At 42.3% G+C, this 19,989-nt stretch carries 19 protein-coding genes; 17 read left to right on the top strand and 2 right to left on the bottom strand.

From position 1 onward, the window contains the following. The first annotated feature begins 8 nt into the window (after positions 1–8). The 13 genes from murD to NT010_01305 all read left to right on the top strand — a co-directional run bounded on the left by murD (position 9) and on the right by NT010_01305 (position 13,723). Positions 9–1,334: a UDP-N-acetylmuramoyl-L-alanine--D-glutamate ligase gene (murD, locus tag NT010_01365; protein ID MCX5804704.1), complete on the top strand. Its 1,326-nt coding sequence runs from the start codon at positions 9–11 to the stop codon at positions 1,332–1,334. Next, positions 1,331–2,122, top strand: a complete 792-nt coding sequence (locus NT010_01360) for a hypothetical protein (protein MCX5804703.1) — start codon at positions 1,331–1,333, stop codon at positions 2,120–2,122. Before murD ends, NT010_01360 begins: the two co-directional genes overlap by 4 nt. Then, positions 2,119–3,192, top strand: a complete 1,074-nt coding sequence (gene murG / locus NT010_01355; protein ID MCX5804702.1) for an undecaprenyldiphospho-muramoylpentapeptide beta-N-acetylglucosaminyltransferase — start codon at positions 2,119–2,121, stop codon at positions 3,190–3,192. Before NT010_01360 ends, murG begins: the two co-directional genes overlap by 4 nt. A gap of 106 nt (positions 3,193–3,298) precedes the next feature. Beyond that, positions 3,299–4,684: a UDP-N-acetylmuramate--L-alanine ligase gene (gene murC, locus NT010_01350; GenBank protein ID MCX5804701.1), complete on the top strand. Its 1,386-nt coding sequence runs from the start codon at positions 3,299–3,301 to the stop codon at positions 4,682–4,684. 66 nt (positions 4,685–4,750) lie between these two features. After that, positions 4,751–5,650 carry a UDP-N-acetylmuramate dehydrogenase gene (gene murB, locus NT010_01345; GenBank protein MCX5804700.1) on the top strand — a complete coding sequence of 300 codons (900 nt, stop codon included), beginning with the start codon at positions 4,751–4,753 and terminating at the stop codon, positions 5,648–5,650. Positions 5,651–5,702: 52 nt separating this feature from the next. Beyond that, on the top strand, positions 5,703–6,596 hold the full coding sequence (locus tag NT010_01340) for a D-alanine--D-alanine ligase (GenBank protein MCX5804699.1): 894 nt from the start codon (positions 5,703–5,705) through the stop codon (positions 6,594–6,596). Further along, positions 6,593–7,294 (top strand): FtsQ-type POTRA domain-containing protein, encoded by a 702-nt coding sequence (locus tag NT010_01335; protein ID MCX5804698.1) that lies wholly within the window; start codon positions 6,593–6,595, stop codon positions 7,292–7,294. Before NT010_01340 ends, NT010_01335 begins: the two co-directional genes overlap by 4 nt. 2 nt (positions 7,295–7,296) lie before the next feature. After that, the gene (gene ftsA / locus NT010_01330) at positions 7,297–8,544 is read left to right on the top strand and encodes a cell division protein FtsA (protein MCX5804697.1); all 1,248 of its coding nucleotides are present in this window, start codon (positions 7,297–7,299) and stop codon (positions 8,542–8,544) included. A gap of 12 nt (positions 8,545–8,556) precedes the next feature. Continuing rightward, the gene (gene ftsZ, locus NT010_01325) at positions 8,557–9,711 is read left to right on the top strand and encodes a cell division protein FtsZ (protein MCX5804696.1); all 1,155 of its coding nucleotides are present in this window, start codon (positions 8,557–8,559) and stop codon (positions 9,709–9,711) included. A gap of 115 nt (positions 9,712–9,826) precedes the next feature. After that, positions 9,827–11,404 carry a radical SAM protein gene (locus NT010_01320; protein ID MCX5804695.1) on the top strand — a complete coding sequence of 526 codons (1,578 nt, stop codon included), beginning with the start codon at positions 9,827–9,829 and terminating at the stop codon, positions 11,402–11,404. 563 nt (positions 11,405–11,967) lie between these two features. After that, positions 11,968–13,068, top strand: coding sequence for an FRG domain-containing protein (locus tag NT010_01315; protein MCX5804694.1), 1,101 nt, complete (start codon positions 11,968–11,970; stop codon positions 13,066–13,068). Positions 13,069–13,216: 148 nt separating this feature from the next. Further along, positions 13,217–13,465 carry a type II toxin-antitoxin system RelE/ParE family toxin gene (locus NT010_01310; protein ID MCX5804693.1) on the top strand — a complete coding sequence of 83 codons (249 nt, stop codon included), beginning with the start codon at positions 13,217–13,219 and terminating at the stop codon, positions 13,463–13,465. Positions 13,466–13,480: 15 nt separating this feature from the next. Continuing rightward, positions 13,481–13,723, top strand: coding sequence for a type II toxin-antitoxin system Phd/YefM family antitoxin (locus NT010_01305; protein ID MCX5804692.1), 243 nt, complete (start codon positions 13,481–13,483; stop codon positions 13,721–13,723). 972 nt (positions 13,724–14,695) lie between these two features. On the opposite strand, the gene NT010_01300 is transcribed toward NT010_01305, so the two are convergent. Beyond that, the gene (locus NT010_01300) at positions 14,696–15,487 is read right to left on the bottom strand and encodes a LamG domain-containing protein (protein MCX5804691.1); all 792 of its coding nucleotides are present in this window, start codon (positions 15,485–15,487) and stop codon (positions 14,696–14,698) included. A gap of 746 nt (positions 15,488–16,233) precedes the next feature. On the opposite strand from NT010_01300, the gene NT010_01295 reads away from it, so the two are divergent. Continuing rightward, entirely contained in the window at positions 16,234–16,686 is a 453-nt protein-coding gene (locus tag NT010_01295; GenBank protein ID MCX5804690.1) for a YaiI/YqxD family protein, read from the top strand. Here NT010_01295 and NT010_01290 read toward each other — a convergent pair. After that, the gene (locus NT010_01290) at positions 16,673–16,906 is read right to left on the bottom strand and encodes a hypothetical protein (GenBank protein MCX5804689.1); all 234 of its coding nucleotides are present in this window, start codon (positions 16,904–16,906) and stop codon (positions 16,673–16,675) included. The two genes, NT010_01295 and NT010_01290, sit on opposite strands and share 14 nt — an antisense overlap. A 148-nt stretch (positions 16,907–17,054) precedes the next feature. On the opposite strand from NT010_01290, the gene NT010_01285 reads away from it, so the two are divergent. The 3 genes from NT010_01285 to NT010_01275 all read left to right on the top strand — a co-directional run bounded on the left by NT010_01285 (position 17,055) and on the right by NT010_01275 (position 19,928). Then, positions 17,055–17,537 (top strand): hypothetical protein, encoded by a 483-nt coding sequence (locus NT010_01285; protein MCX5804688.1) that lies wholly within the window; start codon positions 17,055–17,057, stop codon positions 17,535–17,537. A 1-nt stretch (position 17,538) separates the two neighbouring features. After that, complete coding sequence (locus NT010_01280; GenBank protein MCX5804687.1) at positions 17,539–18,312, top strand: DUF1828 domain-containing protein; 774 nt, start codon at positions 17,539–17,541, stop codon at positions 18,310–18,312. Positions 18,313–18,830: 518 nt separating this feature from the next. After that, positions 18,831–19,928 (top strand): pyridoxal phosphate-dependent aminotransferase, encoded by a 1,098-nt coding sequence (locus NT010_01275; protein MCX5804686.1) that lies wholly within the window; start codon positions 18,831–18,833, stop codon positions 19,926–19,928. Positions 19,929–19,989: the final 61 nt, after the last annotated feature.

Here is a 19,989-nt window from a genome sequence, read left to right as displayed (position 1 = left end):
ATGATGATATGAACCTTCCGGATAAGATACTTATTGTTGGCCTTGGTAAAACAGGGATTGCAACAGCAAAATTTTTAAGCAGCATGGGAAAAAAGATTACCGTTATTGATACAAAAACAGAAGAAGAACTTAAAGGGGCGCTAAAAGAGCTCCAGGGCATTGAATTTGAAGGTTGTTTCGGGAGCTATAACGGAGAGGATTTCCTTGGTTACCCGCTGATAGTCATAAGCCCGGGAGTGGATAGCGAGATGCCTTATCTTCAGGAAGCACGCAAAAGCGGGGCAAAAATTATCGGTGAAATTGAACTTGCGTCTTCATTTGTAAATGAACCTATTATTGCTATTACAGGAACAAACGGGAAGACCACCGTAACCTCCCTTATCGGAGAGATATTTGATAAAGCATGCGGGTCTGTCTTTGTAGGCGGCAATATCGGCAATCCCCTGATAAACTATGTGATGGAAGGGAAAAAGGCAAAATATGTCATACTTGAAATAAGCAGTTTTCAGCTTGAAACTATAGAGACCTTTCGCCCGGATACGTCTGTTCTTTTGAATATTACCGAAGATCATCTCGACAGATACAGAAGTTATGATGAATACAAGGCTGCGAAGTACAGGATCTTTGAAAATCAGCAGGAAACAAACTGGGCTGTATTGAATAAAGAACTCTCCATCGAGAGGGAGATAAAGGCAAAGACCCTATTTTTTAAAAGCAATACAATATTAAAGGAAGGAGCCTTTTTCTTCAACGACTTTATGTTTGTCAGGCTCATGGGAAGAGAGACCGTGTACAGAAGAGATATATCCCCGCTTTTGGGTATTCATAATACGGAAAACATTCTCTCAGCGCTTCTTGTCTCCCATATATACGGCATAGGGCAGGACGTTGTCGGAGAGGTACTGAAAAACTTCAAGGGGCTGCCCCACAGGGTTGAGCCTGTGAGGGAATTGAAGGGAGTGAAGTTCTACAATGATTCAAAGGCTACAAATGTAGATGCTACAAAAAGAGCCCTGGAAAGTATAGAAAAAAACGTGGTGCTTATTGCAGGGGGAAGAGATAAGGGCGGGAGCTATAAAGTCATCGGTGACCTCATGAAAAAGGTAAAGGCGATGATACTCATAGGAGAGGCGAGTCAGCGGATATCGGAAGAACTGGGAGGATATACAAAGACCTACATTGAAGATAATTTGAACGCAGCAATAAAGAAGGCATATGAAATTGCCGGTGATGGTGATGCAGTCCTCTTTTCTCCAATGTGCAGCAGCTTTGATATGTTTAAAGACTATAAAGAGAGGGGGAATATGTTTAAGGAAATGGTGGAATCACTTTGAAAAAAGTATTTGTTTATCTGACAGCCTCCATTTTACTATACGGCTTCTTCCGTGAGCTTAATGTTGTCAAAGTTCTGATGATCTGTCTTGGCCTCGGAGCTGCCTACCTTATATACCTCATCCCGGCAAAGCATATCATTGCGATGAAATATCCCTTTATATGTTTTGCTCTTGCAGTGACAGTCTTTTTCTTCGTATATCCGAAGATGAGTATCCAATATCCCCTTGATGCCCTTATTATATTTGTTTCTTTTTACGGATTAACCTTTTATTTAATTACAATTGATGAAAAAGGAAAAAATTTGATTAAAGAAATTGCAGCCCTTTCAGTGTTATTTCTTTCCTCTGCCTTCAACCTCTTTATGATCGGGAAAGCGCTTTTTATCATTCCCATGTCCATAGCTGCCGTGTTTTTTCTTTTCGTAATCGGTAAAAACCGTCTGATTCCCTTCATAGCAGGATATACACTGGCTATTACCATAGCACTGATCATCTTTAACAAGGAAGTAAACATACTTGGAGGCGGGGTAAAGATCAACGATGTGGAAAAATATTTGCTTTTAGCAACTTCTTTTGTATTTTTGATCACGGCTTTTGTAGGATTTACAAAAAAGAGCAATTTTATCAAGCTCATGATCTTTTTCGGTTCTATCTATATTGCAACGGATATTTTTATGGTGCTGGGGCTAAGACTTTCAGCCGGGCTTCTGTATCAGCCAGTGGCTGCCCTTCTTGTATTGACGCCGCTTATCGGAATAATGCTCAAAGCGGAAAAGGAGTATATATGAAGCTCATCATATCGGCAGGCGGGACAGGAGGACATATCTTTCCCGGTATTGCCGTGGCTGAGACGTTTATTGCGCAGGGGCAGGATAACCAGGTGGTATTCATCGGGACAACTTTTGGGCTTGAGAGTAAAATTATCCCCCAGTATGGGTTCAGACTCCTTTTCGTTCAGGCACGGCAGTTTCAGGGCAGAAGTGCATTGTACAAGGCTGCCACACTCTTTTATATCCTGAAGGGTATCTGCAGCTGCATGAGGATTATAAAAAGGGAGAAACCGGATGCAATTCTCGGGATGGGTGGTTTTACATCCGTACCAATAATTTTTGCAGGTGCCATCCTCGGCGTACCGGTCTTTCTTCATGAGCAGAATGCTGAGCCCGGACTTGCAAACAAGGTGCTTTCAAAATACGCAAAGGCGACATTCATCAGTTTTCAGGAATCAGGGGAATTGTTTAAAAGCAAAGGTGTATATTATACAGGTAACCCCGTAAGACATGCTGTCAAGGTTCCAAGAGAAACAAAAAGCGATGAAACATTCGGAATCTTTGTATTCGGAGGGAGCAGGGGCGCAAAAAGCATCAATGAATCAGTACTTTCCTTACTTCCTTACCTGGAAGGCTACAAAAATGCAGTTATTTATCACCAGACAGGGGCGGAAGACTATGATCGCATAAAAGAAGCATATGAAAAAACAGATATAAAACACGAGGTTTTTCCTTTTACAGACAACATGGCTAATTACTACAACCGTTCAGACGTAGTTATATCAAGGGCGGGAGCTTCAACAATCTTCGAGCTTGCATATTTCAGAAAAGCGGCGATACTTATACCTTATCCGTTCTCTGCAGGACAGCACCAATGGAAAAATGCTTCTCACGTGGAGAATGTCGGCGGAGGTTATATTGTCGGCAATGATGAGGCAAGCGGAGAAAGGCTCTATGGTGTTATAAAGCATCTCATGAATGAGCCTGCATTGCTTAAGCAGATGGGTGAAAATATCGGCAGACTGTTTGTCGATGATGCACAGGAGAGGATTATTTCAAAGATACAGGAAGAGGTAACCGGGAAATGAAAATATTTCGCATTTTACAGCTAACGGAAAAGGAGAAAATCTGAATACTTTAAAGTTCAAATATGTGAACCGTGAACAGACAGATAACTGAAGACAGGGGTTGAATATGGTTCTTCACAAGATAGAGAAAATACATTTTGTCGGCATCGGCGGTATAGGGATGAGCGGTATTGCAGAGGTACTGTTAAATCTCGATTTTACTGTTACAGGTTCGGATATCAGGAAAACCGATACTACCGAAAGGCTTGAGCAGCTTGGCGCAAAGATATTTTATGGCCATAAGAAAGAAAATGTAGAGGATGCCGATGTAGTCGTTATTTCGTCGGCGGTAAAGCCTGATAACCCTGAGATACAGAAGGCAAAAGAGATTTTTGTCCCGGTAATACAGAGGGCGGAAATGCTTGCAGAGCTCATGAGGATGAAATATAGTATTGCCGTAGCAGGTTCCCACGGTAAAACAACCACAACTTCAATAGTCTCAACGATCCTCGGACGTGCAGGTTTGGACCCGACATGCGTCATTGGCGGTAAATTGAACAGTCTCGGCAGTAATGCAAAACTCGGCGGCAGTAAATTCCTGGTGGCAGAAGCAGATGAAAGTGACGGGACATTTCTCCTTCTTTTTCCGACAATTGCCGTGACAACGAACATAGATCTGGAGCACCTTGATTTCTATAAGGATATCAATGACATAAAGGCTGCATTCTTAACCTTTCTCAATAAAGTACCTTTCTATGGGCTTGACATCATATGCATTGACAATGCGAATATCCAGACTCTTATCCCTCAATTAAAGAGAAGGTATATGACCTATGGACTTTCAAAACAGGCAGACCTTAGAGCAGATGGTGTTACGTACAATGAAACAGGTACAAACTTCAGAGTAATCTATAAAGGATATGAACTGGGCGTCATAAACCTTGCCATGCCAGGCATCCATAACGTTGTCAATGCACTTGCCGCATGCGGTGTTGGCATAGAGCTTGATATTCCCTTTTCCAAAATAGCGGAAGCACTGGAAACATTTTCCGGCGTCCAGAGGAGACTCGAAGTAAAGTGGGATGGGAACATAAAGCTTATTGACGATTACGGGCATCACCCCACAGAGGTTAAAGCTACGCTATCGGCAATAAAGAAGATGTGTAAAGGAAGAATTGTCGTTGCATTTCAGCCTCACAGATACACAAGGACAAAGGCATTGATGGATGATTTTATAACATCATTTAATGAAGCGGATATCCTGATTGTTACTGAGATATATGCAGCTTCCGAAGAAAAAATAGAGGGTATCAGCGGGATGTTTTTTGCAGAAAATATACGTGCCAGCGGGCACAAGAATGTGTTTTTTGTCGAGACGAAGGAAAATGCGGCTGAAAAGATTCTGGAGCTCGCGCAGGACGGCGATACCGTTGTTACTCTCGGCGCAGGTGATATCAATAAGATATGCGACAGGCTGAAAGCGGAATGGGGAAAAGCAGTGAACAGTGAATAGTGAACAGTAGGGGCGGGTTTTAAACCTGCCCGCGGTGAATAGTGAAAGGTAAAAGGCAGGGAGAGATTGAGAGATTGGGGAATAAAAGGTACTGTTTTAACGGATGTGCCCATGAAGAGGTATACATCCATGAAAGTGGGTGGTCCTGTAAAATACCTTGTGTATCCCGCAGATGAGACTAACCTGCTGAAGACGATGCGTATTTTGAGAGCAGAGGGAATCAAATACAGGTTTGTAGGCAATGGAACGAATGTCATTGTACATGATAAGGGGTTTAATGGGGCAATAATCAGGATAGTAAAGATACGGTGTATGCAGTACGAAAGGAATCAAAAAGGCGCAGTTGTAAAGGTTTCCGGAGGAGCTTCTTTAAAAGGGTTTATAAAAGATAGCGCCATGCGTGGGCTTGCCGGTCTTGAAAAGCTATACTGGATACCAGGCACTGTTGGTGGTGGAATCAAGATGAATGCCGGGAGTTTCGGAGCATCCATCTCTGATGTATTGGAGGGAGTAACCGTAATGAACGATAAGGGGAATATTACAACTCTTGATAAGAAGGCTCTTACGTTCAACTACAGGTCATCGCCTGTAAAAAATACTGAGTGCGTGATAAATGCTGTTTTCCAGTTAAAAACAAAGGACAGAGAGAAGATACTGGAAGACATGGAATATGTTTTTGTTGAAAGAAAAAAGAGGCACCCAATGGAATTCCCTTCATCCGGATCTGTATTCAAGAGTGTGAACAAAGAGCCTGCATGGCAGTATGTTGAAAAGGCAGGGCTGCGAGGCTTTAGGATCGGTGATGCCTGTGTTTCTGAGAAACATACGAATTTTATTGTGAATCTTGGCCATGCTACAGCACATGACATAAAAGCTCTTATTGATAGAATAAAAAAAGAGGTATTTGAAAAACTGGGGGTTACATTGGAGGAAGAAGTGGAAATGTGGGGATTCAATGAAAATTAAAAGAAATAGTTTAAACCGTTTATAGTGAACCGGAGCCATGGGTAAGGGAGATATGAAAGAAAAAAAAATAGGGGTTCTTATGGGAGGGAAATCCTCGGAAAGGGAGATTTCCCTGAAGAGTGGAAAGGCAATTCTTCAAAGCCTTATACGCAGCGGTTACAGCGCTGTAGGGATAGATGCGGAGCATAACATCGTAGATAATTTGAAAAAAAATAAAGTTCAGGTTGTCTTTATTGCCCTTCACGGTAGATGGGGCGAGGATGGTACAGTTCAGGGTCTCCTCGAAATGATGGGTATACCCTATACCGGTTCCGGTGTGCTCGGGTCGGCTATTGCAATGGATAAGGCGATCATGAAGATGCTGTTGGATAGAATGGGACTGCCCACTCCTGCCTATGAAGTCTGCTATGCCAAAGACAAAGTCAGGTTTCCCGTACCTTTTGTTGTAAAGCCGGCCAACGAAGGCTCAACAATCGGCATATCTATTGTCAGAAAAAATGGAGAGAAAAACGGGGCTATTAAAAATGCCCTGAAATATGATAAGAAAGTTCTGATAGAAAAGTATATACAGGGGGAGGAAATAACTGTCGGTATAGCTAATAATGAGGTGCTGCCTGTCATTCAGGTAAAACCATTAAAAGGATTTTATGATTTTGAGGCAAAATATACCAAGGGGATGACTGAATATATCATACCTGCAAAGATCGGCAAAAAAGTTGAAAAAAAAGCGCAGGACTATGCGATGACAGTATATAAAGCTTTTGGGCTTTCAGGGTGTGCCAGGGTTGACATGATGGTGGATGAAGGTATCCCGCTCATAATAGATATCAATACCTCTCCGGGCATGACTGAAACCTCCCTTGTGCCGAAGGCATGGGAATATCTTGGCAGGTCATTTGATGATCTTGTTGACGAAATTATAAAGGGGGCTTCTTTAAAAACATGAAAAAAACCCTGTACATCTTTTTTCTTGTGCCAATATGTATTTTATCCATGCTAACGACAATATACATATTTTCAAAAGATGAACCGTTGTTCTTCATAAAAAATATAAGAATAAACGGGGCAAGTCAATTAGGAGATGAAGATATTATGGGCAGGATATCCCCTTTCATTCGGGGAAACCTTTTCAGAATAGACATTCAAAAGATGAAAGAAATCATCACGTCGCACCCGTTTGTAAAGGAAGTAAGGATAAAAAGAGTTTTCCCTTTTTCAATTATCATAGACGTGAAGGAAAAAATACCCTCGGCTCTATGGGTTGATAAGAATGGTGTTATCAGTGTGCTTGATGAATGTGGAGAGCCATATAAAAGGTTAACGAAAGGCGATATAAAAAATATGTTTGTTATTAATGCCGGGGATAAGGCGGATGTAAAGAGCCTGTACAGGGAAACCAATAGCTGGATTACGCAAGGAATTATAAAAAGAAATGCCATATCGGAAATTGCATATGACGAAGGCAGCGTGACGGTTTTTGGTGCAGAAGACGGGGTAGAGATAGTGCTCGGCAAGGAAGACCAGAAGGAAAGACTTAAGAGAGCTGTTTCTATACTCGAAGATGCAAAAAAACGGGGTCTCATGATTAAATGTATAGATGCAAGATTTGAAAAGGGTGGAATTATCCAGGAAAGGAAGGGCTAAAAATGGTTAGAGAAGAAGAGCTTCTCGTAGGAGTTGATATTGGAACCACAAAGATATGCATTGTTGTGGGGAAAGTAGCTGAGGAGAAGATAAACATAGTAGGCATAGGATCTTACCCTTCTACGGGCCTGAGAAAAGGCGTTGTTGTGAATATGGAAAGCACTATTACTTCTATAAAAAAGGCTGTAGAAGAAGCCGAATTAATGGCAGGCATAAAGATTAACAACTGTATGGCAGGCATAGGGGGCGCTCACATCAAGAGCTTCAACAGTAATGGCGTTGTTGCAATCAAAGAAAAGGAAGTGAAAGCCGATGATATTGCAAGGGCGATTGATGCTGCAAAAGCAATTGCAATACCGGCAGACCGGGAAATTCTTCATGTTATCCCCCAGGAATTTATCATAGACGACCAGGATGGAATACGTGACCCCCTCGGGATTACAGGGGTCAGGCTTGAGGTAAAGGTACATATTGTTACCGGCAGCTCCTCCTCTGCGCAGAATATCATAAAGTGCTGTCGTATGGCAGGGCTCACAGTGGACAGTATCATACTCGGACAACTTGCTTCATCAGAGGCGGTACTCACACCGGAAGAAAAAGAAATAGGTGTTGCTCTGGTCGATATCGGAGGCGGTACAAGTGATATTGCAGTATTTTCAACGGGAAGCATAAAACATACATCGGTGCTGCCCTTTGGAGGGAATAGTATTACGAATGACATTGCCATCGGATTACGAACACCTGTTGATGATGCAGAGAAGATAAAGAAGAAATACGGCTGCGCTTTTTCGAACATGATAGGCGCTAATGAAACCATTGAAGTTCCCAGTGTAGGCGGTAGAAAACCGAGAACGCTTATGCGAAAAACCCTGGCAGACATAATCGAGCCGAGGGTTGAAGAGATATCATCCATGATCTATGATGAGATTAAGAAATCAGGATTTGAAAAATTGCTTGCTTCGGGTGTTGTAATTACCGGAGGGTGTGCAAATCTTGAAGGCATTCCCGAACTTGCTGAAAATATTTTCAACCTCCCTACAAGAAGGGGGTTTCCTGTGGGCGTAGGCGGTCTTGTTGATGTGGTAAATAATCCTATATATGCAACCGGAGTTGGACTTCTGGTATACGGGTTCAAACATTCTGATATAAAAAGGCGCAAAATGTATGGTGGTACGCAATCATTAATGAAATTAGTAAATGGTAATAATCTTCTCAATAAAATGAGGGAATGGTTTAAAGAAATTTTCTAAGGAGGTGTTATTGTGAGCAGAGTCTTTTATATTGATGAGGATAACGGTTTTTCAGCAAAATTAAAGGTTATAGGGGTTGGTGGAGGCGGATGTAATGCTTTAAACAACATGGTGGACGCGGGTGTTCCAGGTGTTGAATTTATCGGAGTCAATACGGATGTCAAGTCCCTGAGCACATGCAAAGCCGGTGTTAAGATACAGATAGGAGGCAAATTAACCAGGGGGCTCGGTGCAGGTGCTGACCCGGAAGTCGGCAGAAAGGCAGCGCTCGAAGACACGGAAAAAATTATCGAGCACCTGAAGGGCGCTGATATGGTCTTTATAACATGCGGGCTTGGAGGTGGAACCGGAACAGGTGCATCTTCAGTAATTGCGGAGATTTCAAAAGAACTGGGCGCCTTAACAGTAGCAATTACAACAAAGCCTTTTGCCTTTGAAGGCAAAGACAGGATGAGACAGGCAGAAAACGGGATAATCCAGTTAAAAACCAGGGTTGATTCTCTCATTACCATACCTAATCAGAGACTCCTGTCTATCGGCGGCAAGCACATGACTATCATGGAGGCTTTTTTCAAGGCAGACGAAGTGCTCCTCAATGCTGTAAGAAGTATATCAGATTTGATTGTAGGGTCAGGCCATGTAGTTGTAGATTTTGCGGATGTTAAAACTATTATGAGCGAACGAGGGATGGCAATAATGGGCATCGGGGAAGCCTCAGGCGAAAACAGGGCAAGGGATGCAGCCCAGAAAGCCATATCAAGCCCGCTTCTTGAAGATATTTCAATTCACGGAGCAAGGGGGGTATTGATAAACGTAACAGGCAATAAAGACATGACTCTCCATGAGGTACATGAAGCCTCCTCACTAATTCAGGAACAGTCTCATGATGAAGCAAAGATCATATGGGGACTTGTCTATGATGAGACCATGGAAAGTGCTATGAGGATAACGGTCATTGCCACCGGTTTTGAAGAAAAGGTTGTTGTGGACGAGGATACAAGCGATATGCTCAACAAAAGCAGGCTTTTTGACAATGAAGACCTGCCTCCCTTTATGAAGAAAAAAGTTGCTATAGACTACAAAGAAATAAAGATGAAAAGCGATATGATTGATATTGACGACGACAGGTACGATATTCCTACTTTTTTGAGGAAACAGGCAGATTAATTAGTGGACAGTGAATAGTGAACAGTGAATAGTGAACAGTGAACAGAGTGAATAGTGAATGGTGGACAGTATAGAATGTAGAGTACTTATGTCTGTTAAACACCTGGCATGAATCATGCGGCGTGTGTTGTCCAATCAATTGAAAAAGCAGGGTGCAGGACGCAAAGAGTTTCTTGCATCTGAAAGCGGGACAATAGTAAAAAAATGGGGCGGCAAAATCCCTGTGTGCGTGGTATTTCCGAACACGTACTATATAGGCATGTCCAATCTCGCCGCCCATATACTGTATAAAACGCTGAATAGTTATGATGACGTTGTCTGCGAGAGGTGCTTTCTCGAAGAAAACGGTGAATGCATATCAATAGAGAGCGGAAGGCCGCTCAAGTCTTTTAAGTGCATATTTTTCACAATATCCTTTGAAATGGATTTTATAAACATCCCGAAGATTCTACGTTTTTCTTCCATACCCGTGCATTCTGCAGAAAGAAAAAAAGATGATCCCATCATTGTTGCCGGGGGTATCTGTGTGATTTCAAATCCGGAACCCATCCACAGTTTTGTTGACCTCTTTATCATGGGTGACATCGAGTCAACCGTTCCGGATTTTCTGGAGAAGTACAGGGAAACAATAGGCAAAGACAGGGACGAGGTAATTGATGAGCTGAGCGGGTTTGATTGGGTCTATAATCCGGCAGGACTAAAGGTTTCATATCGGGAAGACGGCACAATCGGGTCTTTTGCTCCAAAGGATTTTACTGTAAAGATAAACAGATACAAAGGTAAAACCCTCGGGACATCAGCAATTATTGCCGATAAAACTGAATTCTCCGGGATGTTCCTTGTGGAGGGAACGCGTGGCTGTCCATCGAAATGCCCGTTCTGCCTTTTGGGGAACTCTTATCGTTTTGTCTGTGATAAAATCCTCCCGCTCAAAACCGATATAGAGGATGTTGGTATTATCGGAGGAGGAGTTTCGTTCCATCCTCAACTTGAGGAAATCACTGCCGCGCTTATGCGCGAAGGCAAGCGCGTGCATTTTCCGTCACTGAGGCTTGATGAAATTCCGCTTTCAATTATAGAGCTTATGCAGGATGAGATTAAGACGTTGACCTTCGGAATTGAGGCAGGCACGGAAAGGTTGAGGGTTGTTATCGGTAAGCCTTTATCGGATCAGGAGATTTACGATAAATTAAGCGCCATACTTAAAATTAAGCCCTTCAATCTGAAACTGTATTTTATGATCGGCCTGCCTGGTGAGACAGCAGAAGACGTTGACGGTATTGTGGAGCTTGTTAAGCACGTGAAGCATGTAATGGTTAAAGAAGGGGCGAAGAGAGGTTTTGTCGGCAGCGTTACCGTCCATGCAAGCCCCTTTGTGCCGAAGCCTTCCACCCCTTTTCAGCGGCTTCCCATGGATGATATGAATGAATTGAAAGACAAGATAAACCGGTTAAAGAGTGCTTTAGGCAAGGTTGACAACACATATTTTACCCATGAGTCCGTGAAGTACAGCTTTATCCAGGCTGTGCTTGCCAGGGGCGACAGAAGATTGAAGGATGTTATTCTGAAGTTTGCAGACAATGTGAGCTTAAGCAGGATTATGAAGGACAGCGCCATTAATCTGAACTTTTATGCTTTGCGGGAAAGGGGTAACGACGAAATGCTGCCGTGGGATTTTATAAAAGCTCAATAATTTTGTCTTTTCTTGGTTTTCCCTTTAGTAGGTCAGCGGCATGATTGAAATGTCCATCTGCGGCGATCTGCTGCGCCTTGCGCCCTCCAACATACATAAAGTATAGTTTCCGGTCAGCAAGACTTGCATCTCATCCACATCTGAAACATTTCTTCCATGCCGCTGCCCACACCAAGCCGAATTCACATAAGCTTCTGTCATGCATATGTGAATTCGGCAATAAAAAGACAGGTGTCTTTATATAAATGAATCAGAATTGGTATTGAAAGATATTCACCATATTAAGAATGTCTCGATAGTTCCCTTTGCAAACACCGTCATACCAGCTAAAACCGTTATATAGAGATGTTGAATTTACAGAGTCTCCGAAAAAATCAAATCCAGTTAATAATCCTGGTGGTATAATGATCATTCGGAGTTGCCCATCTATTGATAATCATCTGAATTGTAGCGTTATCCGGTTAGGAGATTATATGAAAAGTTCTTTAATTTCATTAATTATATTGAATAATTAATTGAACATTGGTAATATCGATAATTATGTCTCATGTAAGGAGTGAACATTGAAGGGGCAATGGATAGGGAGGATAGGCGGAGACATTGAGGGTCATATTATTGCAAATATCGATGACCTTGGAGAGAGGTATGGGGGCGTAGCGTTTGTGCTGCCCGACAATAAGGCTTTGCCATCTTCTGCGGGATTCTTCGAGACGCCTGACAAAGAAACCGACACCTCGTTTAAAGCCTTTACCGCTCCCATAGATCCTCGAACTGGCTTAACCACTGCCTGGACCGAGATTCAAAGCTTGTATCCAGGCGTTAATCACTCCACTGAAGCGACTGTAGACATCTGTTTCAAAGAAAACGAACTTCACTTGACGGCAAAAACCAATCTGGGTACTACTGTAAAGAGCGACATAGTTAAGAAAACATTTTCTACCGTCTCGGACATCAAAGGAGATGTCAGAACTTGGGAGCAATACAAGACGTTTGTCTCCACAATGTTAGGCCAAAGAAACCTTTTCCGGGGCCAACGAAAGCCCTGGAAACTAAGAACAGCTTTTCACAGAAAAGGCAGGTATGATCTCTCTCGCTTTCTATCTAATGACGTTCCTCTATTACATCGACACTTAAGCGCAAAAACGTCACATGTTTTCAATCTTGAAATACCAAATGAGAACGGAGCATTTCTGAATCTTGTTCAACATCACGGCTACCCAACTCCATTACTGGATTGGACTTACTCACCATACGTGGCGGCGTTCTTTGCTTTCAGGGGTTTACCCAAGACCAACAAAATCGAAGAATTTGTAAGAGTATATGTTTTTAACCAGGAGCAATGGAAAAGCCACTGGGGCCAGTTGGTAATGTTAAACATTGCAGGTCTTCATCTGTCCGTCATGGAGTTCCTCGCAATTGAAAACGAAAGACTAATCCCCCAACAAGCTGCCACTACCGTAACAAACATCGATGATATTGAGTCATATATAAGGGAAAAGGAAATCCAAAAAGAATCCAGTTATCTTACTGCTATTGACATTCCAGCTTCGGAACGGAATAGTGTCATGCAGGAACTCGCCTACATGGGAATTACGGCGGGTTCGATGTTTCCTGGCTTAGACGGAGCATGTGAGGAGCTTAGAGAGAAGATGTTTAGTGAATAGCGTTCCACGCCCCCTTGGGAAGGCGAAGGGGACGCCCTTGAAATGTTGAAATACGATGAGGATATAAAATCTTGATGTTTGCCCAGCAGGTAAGCATAGCGAACGTCTTGCAACCGCAGCTGATTTTTGTTTTCGCATATGAGGAAAGATGAAATATAGCATAGAGTTCAAGCCGCGGGCGGTCAAAGATATAAAGGCTGTTCCTTCCAGGACACAGGCTCGGATCGTTGCAAAAATTGAAGAAATGAGCGATAATCTAAGTGGAGACGTGAAACAACTTACCGATTCGACACCTGAATATAGATTACGCGTTGGGGAGTACAGAGTTCTATTTGAAATCGAAGGAGATGCAATCATTATTTATCGCATTCGACATCGCCGAGAAGCATACCGATAAAATGGAGGCTAAAAAATGGTTACCCTAAATGCCCAAATCATAAAAAAGGAAGGGAAAAAAGAATATGCAATAATTCCCTATGAAGAATTCCTGAAAGTCCAGGAAGAACTCCATAACTACGAGGACCTTCGCTGTTTAAGAAAGGCCAAGGAAGCTGAAATAAATGCCCCGACTATTAGTATTGATAATCTCAAGAAACAGATAGGAGAGCGAACAACTCGTCCCATTGGATCAGCCAAAAAGCGGACTTCCCGTTGAACTTTACTGGGCGATGAAGTCAACAAATGAAACCGGATTAAAACCATGAACCCGAAGATAAAGTTACTTGTTTAGGAGGGGACGTGGGATGCCCTTCAATATTTCCATTAAACAGATAGCGGAAAGTAAAATAATAAGTCATAAACCTTCAAAAATGGAATTTTGCAGACACTGTGTCTGAAACATTGTTAGCAACTGTTGCTAACTTATTTAAAATCTCCGTAAATTCAATACAGGCTATGATTTAGACAATTAGGTATAGTTTTCTTGCAACGTGCAAGAAAGTATGAAAACTTATTTTAAAATGTTTATTCTGGAGTGCAAAAGGCAAAAAAGAAGGTTCCTTAAATCGGTTAGTTTCCTGTCCCTGGAACCGGGAAAGCACCTGAGGACAGGTCCCCTGAATTTAAAAAACCATTTTAACAGCCATAGCGCGCAATACGCCGTCTATATTGATTTTCCGGAGATTTAAGAAATGGTTCTCACAGTGAGAACCATTTTATCCGAGAGAGTTTCAGACTTCAGATTTTGTTTTACCAGAAAGAGGGTGGGGAATATCCTTCAATATTTCCATTAAACGGATGGTGGGAAGCAAAATGAACAGTCATAATTTTTTAAAATTAGATTTTGTAGACACATTGTCTACAACATTGCACCAACAGTTGGTGCAAAACAGGAATTTTCTGTAAAACCAATACAGGCTTTAGTTTGGATAATTGAGTAAATTTTACATTCACTGTGAATGTAAGCATGGAAAACTATTTATAAATGTATTTTATGTAGTACAGAAAGGTAAAAATAAGGTTCTTAAAACTGGCGGGTTTTACTCTCTCCGGAAGTTGGAAGGTGAAGGGAACACGCTTGAGATGTTAATGTCTGCGCCTGAAAGGATATCCTTCTTTCAGGGATTGGGAAATACTTAGGGGACATCCTATATTTCTCCTAAGTATTTCCCCTCGGAGTTAATAATGGTTAACTTTTTTTAAGTTTCCTTCTGGCAACCAGCCCCAGGAGACCGGATCCCAGGAGCCAGACGGCTCCGGGAAGTGGGACGTTGTTGGCGGCTAACTCTTGGATATCCCCCTGTGTCAGGGCGCGGTTGTATATCCGGAAATCATCGATGGTTCCAGTGAATGCACCCTGTAAACTGTCGGAATACCATGATTCACGATAAGCCCCAAAACCAGCGTAAAAATAATCACTCCAATAGACATCGAACAGGTTACTGTCAGCCAAACTTATTGTATCGACAAGATTGCCATTTACCCATAATTCGTTTTGATTCCGGGCTTTATAGACCCCGGTGAGGTTGACCCATGTATCTTGCGCGAAAGGGACAGGGTTTGCGGCCGAATACCAGCCGCCATTGGCCAGATGGGCGGTCATGCTCGCGTTTGCCAGATAAAGTTGACCCCCGTTGGCTTGATGGAAAATAAAGCCGCCGTCAGCTGCAGGTTTGACCCAAGCCGAGAAGGTTAAATCCCCCATGCTGACGAAATTAAAATTATGGTCAAGTCCTATATATGATCCTCCTCCGGATATTGAGGAACCACCATTGAAGTAGTAAGCACCATTGGCGTTGCCGAACCGGTCAGCAGTCAGGGCGGCATTATAAACCGTGCCGTTATTACTGCCTGCGGTATCAAAGGCGTTGCCGTTAAACTGATAGTCAGCTATCAGACCGGTCTTTATATCGGCGTAAGCCATCCCGGTCCCTAAAAGCAGCAAACCCGCACATATCATAATACCCATTGTCTTTTTCACGAGATTTCTCCTTTTACCCTAAATTATGCGGCAGCCTTGGCCACCACGGTTAAAAATGGTTTTGGGAATCTCTTCCCACGAATGTAGCCCCGATAAGGTCCCTCTTTACAGAAAGCAACATCTCTCATGGAGGAAAAAGCCCACATCCTATTTCCAATACAAAGCAACCCGGCCATCTGCCATCAAAAACCCGTGGCTTCCCGTCCCGTCGTCGCCGAATTGGCTTTATCAGAAAGATATAACGCTGTAATACATTTTATTTATTTTGTATGTAGGATATCTTTGACAATGTCTGTAGGATAAACACGACAGTTTATGTAATATTAGGGTAAGCCTTTGACATTTGAATCAGTCGTAAAAAAGGCACCGTATTTTGTGAATATAATATTGAATGGTAAAAGGTGTTATTGCACATCTATGAGAATGATGAGGAGTTAAAGAAGTTATATGATTGAAGGCGAATTGGTATAAGTCATTTTTTCACAGCTCCTACCCGCATGTTGCCAACTGTGTTGGGGAATATGGGGCTTTTTGCATAAAATAACAAACTAAATCAGTAAATTGCCGAAGAATAGGGTACTCCCAGGCTTCTTAAAACCATACGCAAAAATTATAAGGAAGCCTAATCTTTGTTGACAAAAAACATGTAAAGGAATAGGATTTTGGCAATTTATTGTTCAACGCTTTTTTTATCAGGTGGTTCATCTTGAAATCACCAAAATTATTTACTAACGAAAGGATATCCCTTGATTACAATATATGTTGATGCCGATGCCTCCCCTGTAAAGAATGAATCAATTAAAGTAGCCAAACGTTATGGGTTGAAAATCTTCTTTGTTTCAAATTTTAAAATGAAGATCCCGAAAGATGAATTGATTGAGACTGTGGTAGTTTCCGATAGCCTTGACGCAGCAGACGATTGGATTGTAGACCACATTGTCGAAAAGGATATAGTGGTGTCGGCTGATGTCCCTCTTGTTTCGCGGTGTATCAAAAAAGGAGCTCGGGTACTCGATCCCAACGGACGAGTCTTCACTGAAGAATCCATTGGCGAAGCTCTTGCGCATAGAGATCTGATGACGTATCTGCGTGACCTGGGGACAATGACAGGCGGCTCAACTCCCCGAAAAAAACGGGACAGCTCTCGCTTCCTGCAGCGCCTTGATGACCTGATCCAGGCAATTCTCAGAGGAAAATGATAGTAAGCTTGAAGAGTGATAGCCCGTAAAACATCGTCTTTATTGACTTTGCAGAGATTTGAGCAATTGCCGCAACTGTTGCGGCAATTGCCTTGTATAGGTCTTCGGACCTCCTATCATAACTCACCAACTCGCTCATAAGGCTGTCCATGTTATACCCTTTTATTACAAATTGCCCAAAAAAACAGCATTTCAAGCCCTGAAATTGGCCATTTTCCATGCATAAAACTACTTATTTCAATGGGTTAGTTTGGCCCGACCCAAATCTACTCGAATGTCCCGGCAATCCCCCTGGCGGTCCCCCCTTTTTTTCTGAAGCCTTCACTTTTTCATTGTAAAATGATTAAAATTACAGGAAAATAAATTCAATGGCACTTACGCTTTCAGATAATGATATAAACCTCCTGATAGATGAGAACAAGCCATTACCTGCCGATTTCATGACAAAGATCCAGACCCGTCCAAAAAAGGGTCATAAGGAATCAGAGCTTGACGTAAACGGGGCCAATGGAAGCGAGTTTCGTCTCATTATGAGACAGAGCTTGTTTAATCCATTAGATTTTTCTGTCATTCTGGCATATAGACCTCCAAAATCCAGCCAGCTTTTCCGTATTCGTCGCTATAATGGAAAGAGTCATGAACACACAAATTTCATTGAAATGGAGACATTCTACGGATATCATATACACATGGCTACCGAAAGATATCAGGAGATAGGGGCAAGGGAAGACACCTATGCACAACCGACAGATAGATTTGCTGATTATCAACAGGCAATAAAGTGTATGCTTGATGATTGCGGATTTGAGCTACCCATAAATCCACAGGGAAGTTTATTTGAGGATATTTAACATGAATGTGGATACTATAGAACGTGATTTTCGTGAAAAAGTAAGTGAGAAGCTAAAGCTTGAATCGGAGGGTATTAATCGTTATCGTGTTTTTACCCCCTTTCTTTTTGAAGATGGAGATCACCTTTCAGTGATCCTGAAAAAAGAAGATGGTTACTGGGTATTGACGGACGAAGGGCACACATACATGCATCTTACCTATGATCTCGATGAAAAAGCCTTACAACAAGGAACAAGACAAAAAATTATTTCAAATACCTTATCTATGTTCAGCGTTCAGGACAGGGGAGGCGAAATTCTAATTCCGATCCAAAACGAACAATACGGCAATGCACTCTACAGCTATATTCAGGCCCTTTTGAAAATTACCGATATCTCATATCTTTCCCGTGAAAGAGTAAGATCAACATTTATGGAAGATTTCAGGGCATTTATGGAAGAGACTGTTCCGGCTAATCGCCGTGACTTCGATTGGCACCACCAATTACATGATCCGGAAGGTAAATATCCTGTTGATTGCCGGATTAACGGTATGTCGCGGCCGGTTCTTGTTCAGGCATTACCCAACGATGATAAAACAAGGGATGCTACGATTACATTTCTACAGTATGAAAAATGGGGAGTTCCTTTTCGTTCTCTTGCTATCTTCGAGGATCAAGAAGAAATAAGTCGCAAGGTCCTTGCCCGTTTCAGCGATATATGTGAAAAACAGTTTTCAAGCCTCGGGGCAAATAAAGACAGAATAAAGCGTTTTATCCAGGAATCAATGGCTTAAAATTTATCCTTCCCCTCATAACAGGCTCCTCCTGATCTCCACCCTGCATAATCAATTTGGTTCTTTGCTCTCAGACATAAAAAAACGTTGTTCTATTATGATAAAAATATTATATCTTATACGCTAAACGCTATTAGGACAGACAAAGGGTATGGACTCCCCACAGGCCTATACTCGGGGGTTTTTGTAAGCCTGTAAATGAGGGCGTAGGCCCATAGCCCGTTCTCGGGTGAGAAGGGGTGGCTCCCATTTACCCGAGGGACGAAGGACGTTCAGTCGCTATGCTCCTTCGGACGTAGGACGTAAATGCATTTACTTGCGTCCCAGCGCAAGCGGACGTCCAAGCGAACATAAGTGAGCGGACATCCTTCGTGCATACGGAAAGGTGGAGGGGGCAACGCAAGCCCCATCGTACATAGCGTCAAAGTGCTAAATAGCCCGTTCTCGGGCGCGAAGGGGTGGCTCCGACAGCTTTGCTGGTGGAGGGGGCGACGTGAGCCCCAATATAAGGAGGAACAATGCTGCTTTCCGACAGGGTAATGAGTGTAAGGCCGTCAGGTGTGAGAAAAATCTTCGACCTTGCAAATAAGATGAAAAATCCGATAAACCTCAGTATCGGCGAACCGGATTTTGATATCCCGGATCCGGTTAAGGAAGAAGGGATCAAATGGATAAGGGCAGGATTTAACAAATATACTCCATCAGGGGGTATTCAGGAATTACGGGAAAAACTCCTATATAATTTAAAAGGTAAGAGCATTATATGCGACGATGTAATAATTACTGCCGGCGCAACAGGCGGATTACTGCTTTCCCTTATGGTTACTTTGAATCCCGGCGACGAGGTTATTATTCCAGACCCGTATTTTGTATTATATGAGTATCAGATCATGCTCCTTGGCGGTAAACCTGTTTTTATAGATACATACCCCGATTTTACGATAAAGGAAGATGCGCTGAGGAAGGCTATTACCGATAGAACAAAGATTATACTTATTAACAGCCCCAATAACCCTACAGGTGCAGTATGTTCCAAAGAAGAATTTGAAATGGTCGCAAGAGTTGCAAGGGAAAATAATCTGCTTGTATTTTCCGATGATATATATGATAGATTTGTATTTGAGAGCAACACGAACAAAGTTTATCTGGGTCAGCTATACGATAAGACCCTTACAATCGGGGGTTTTTCAAAAACATGGGCAATGACAGGCTGGAGACTCGGGTTTGTTGCCGGACCGAAAGAGATCATTCAATATATGGTAACAATGCAGCAGTATGTGTTCAGCAGCGTTAATTCATTTGCTCAAAAAGCAGCACTTTTAGCCCTTGATTATAATGTGGATTCATTGATTGAAGGATACAGGAGGAAAAGGGATCTCATCTATGATGGTCTAAAAGATAAATACAATGTAGTAAAACCCGAAGGTGCCTTTTTTATTTTTCCTGAGGTCCCTGGCGGAGATGGCGATAAGTTTGTTGAAAAGGCCCTGGAAAATAACCTGTTTATTATCCCGGGGAGTGTTTTTTCAAGCAGGAAATCAAATGTGCGCATTTCATTTGCTACCAGCGATGAGAACTTATTGAAAGGCATAGAAATATTGAGGAAAATGGCGTGAGAGAGACAGATTACAACTTAAAAAATAAAACTATAAAATCATATGCTTATCATTACTTTAC

The sequence above is a fragment of the Pseudomonadota bacterium genome (genome assembly GCA_026388275.1).
GTDB lineage: Bacteria > Desulfobacterota > Syntrophorhabdia > Syntrophorhabdales > Syntrophorhabdaceae > JAPLKB01.
The sequence above is the reverse complement of the archived record's forward strand: the minus strand, read 5'-3'. Positions and strand labels throughout refer to the sequence as shown.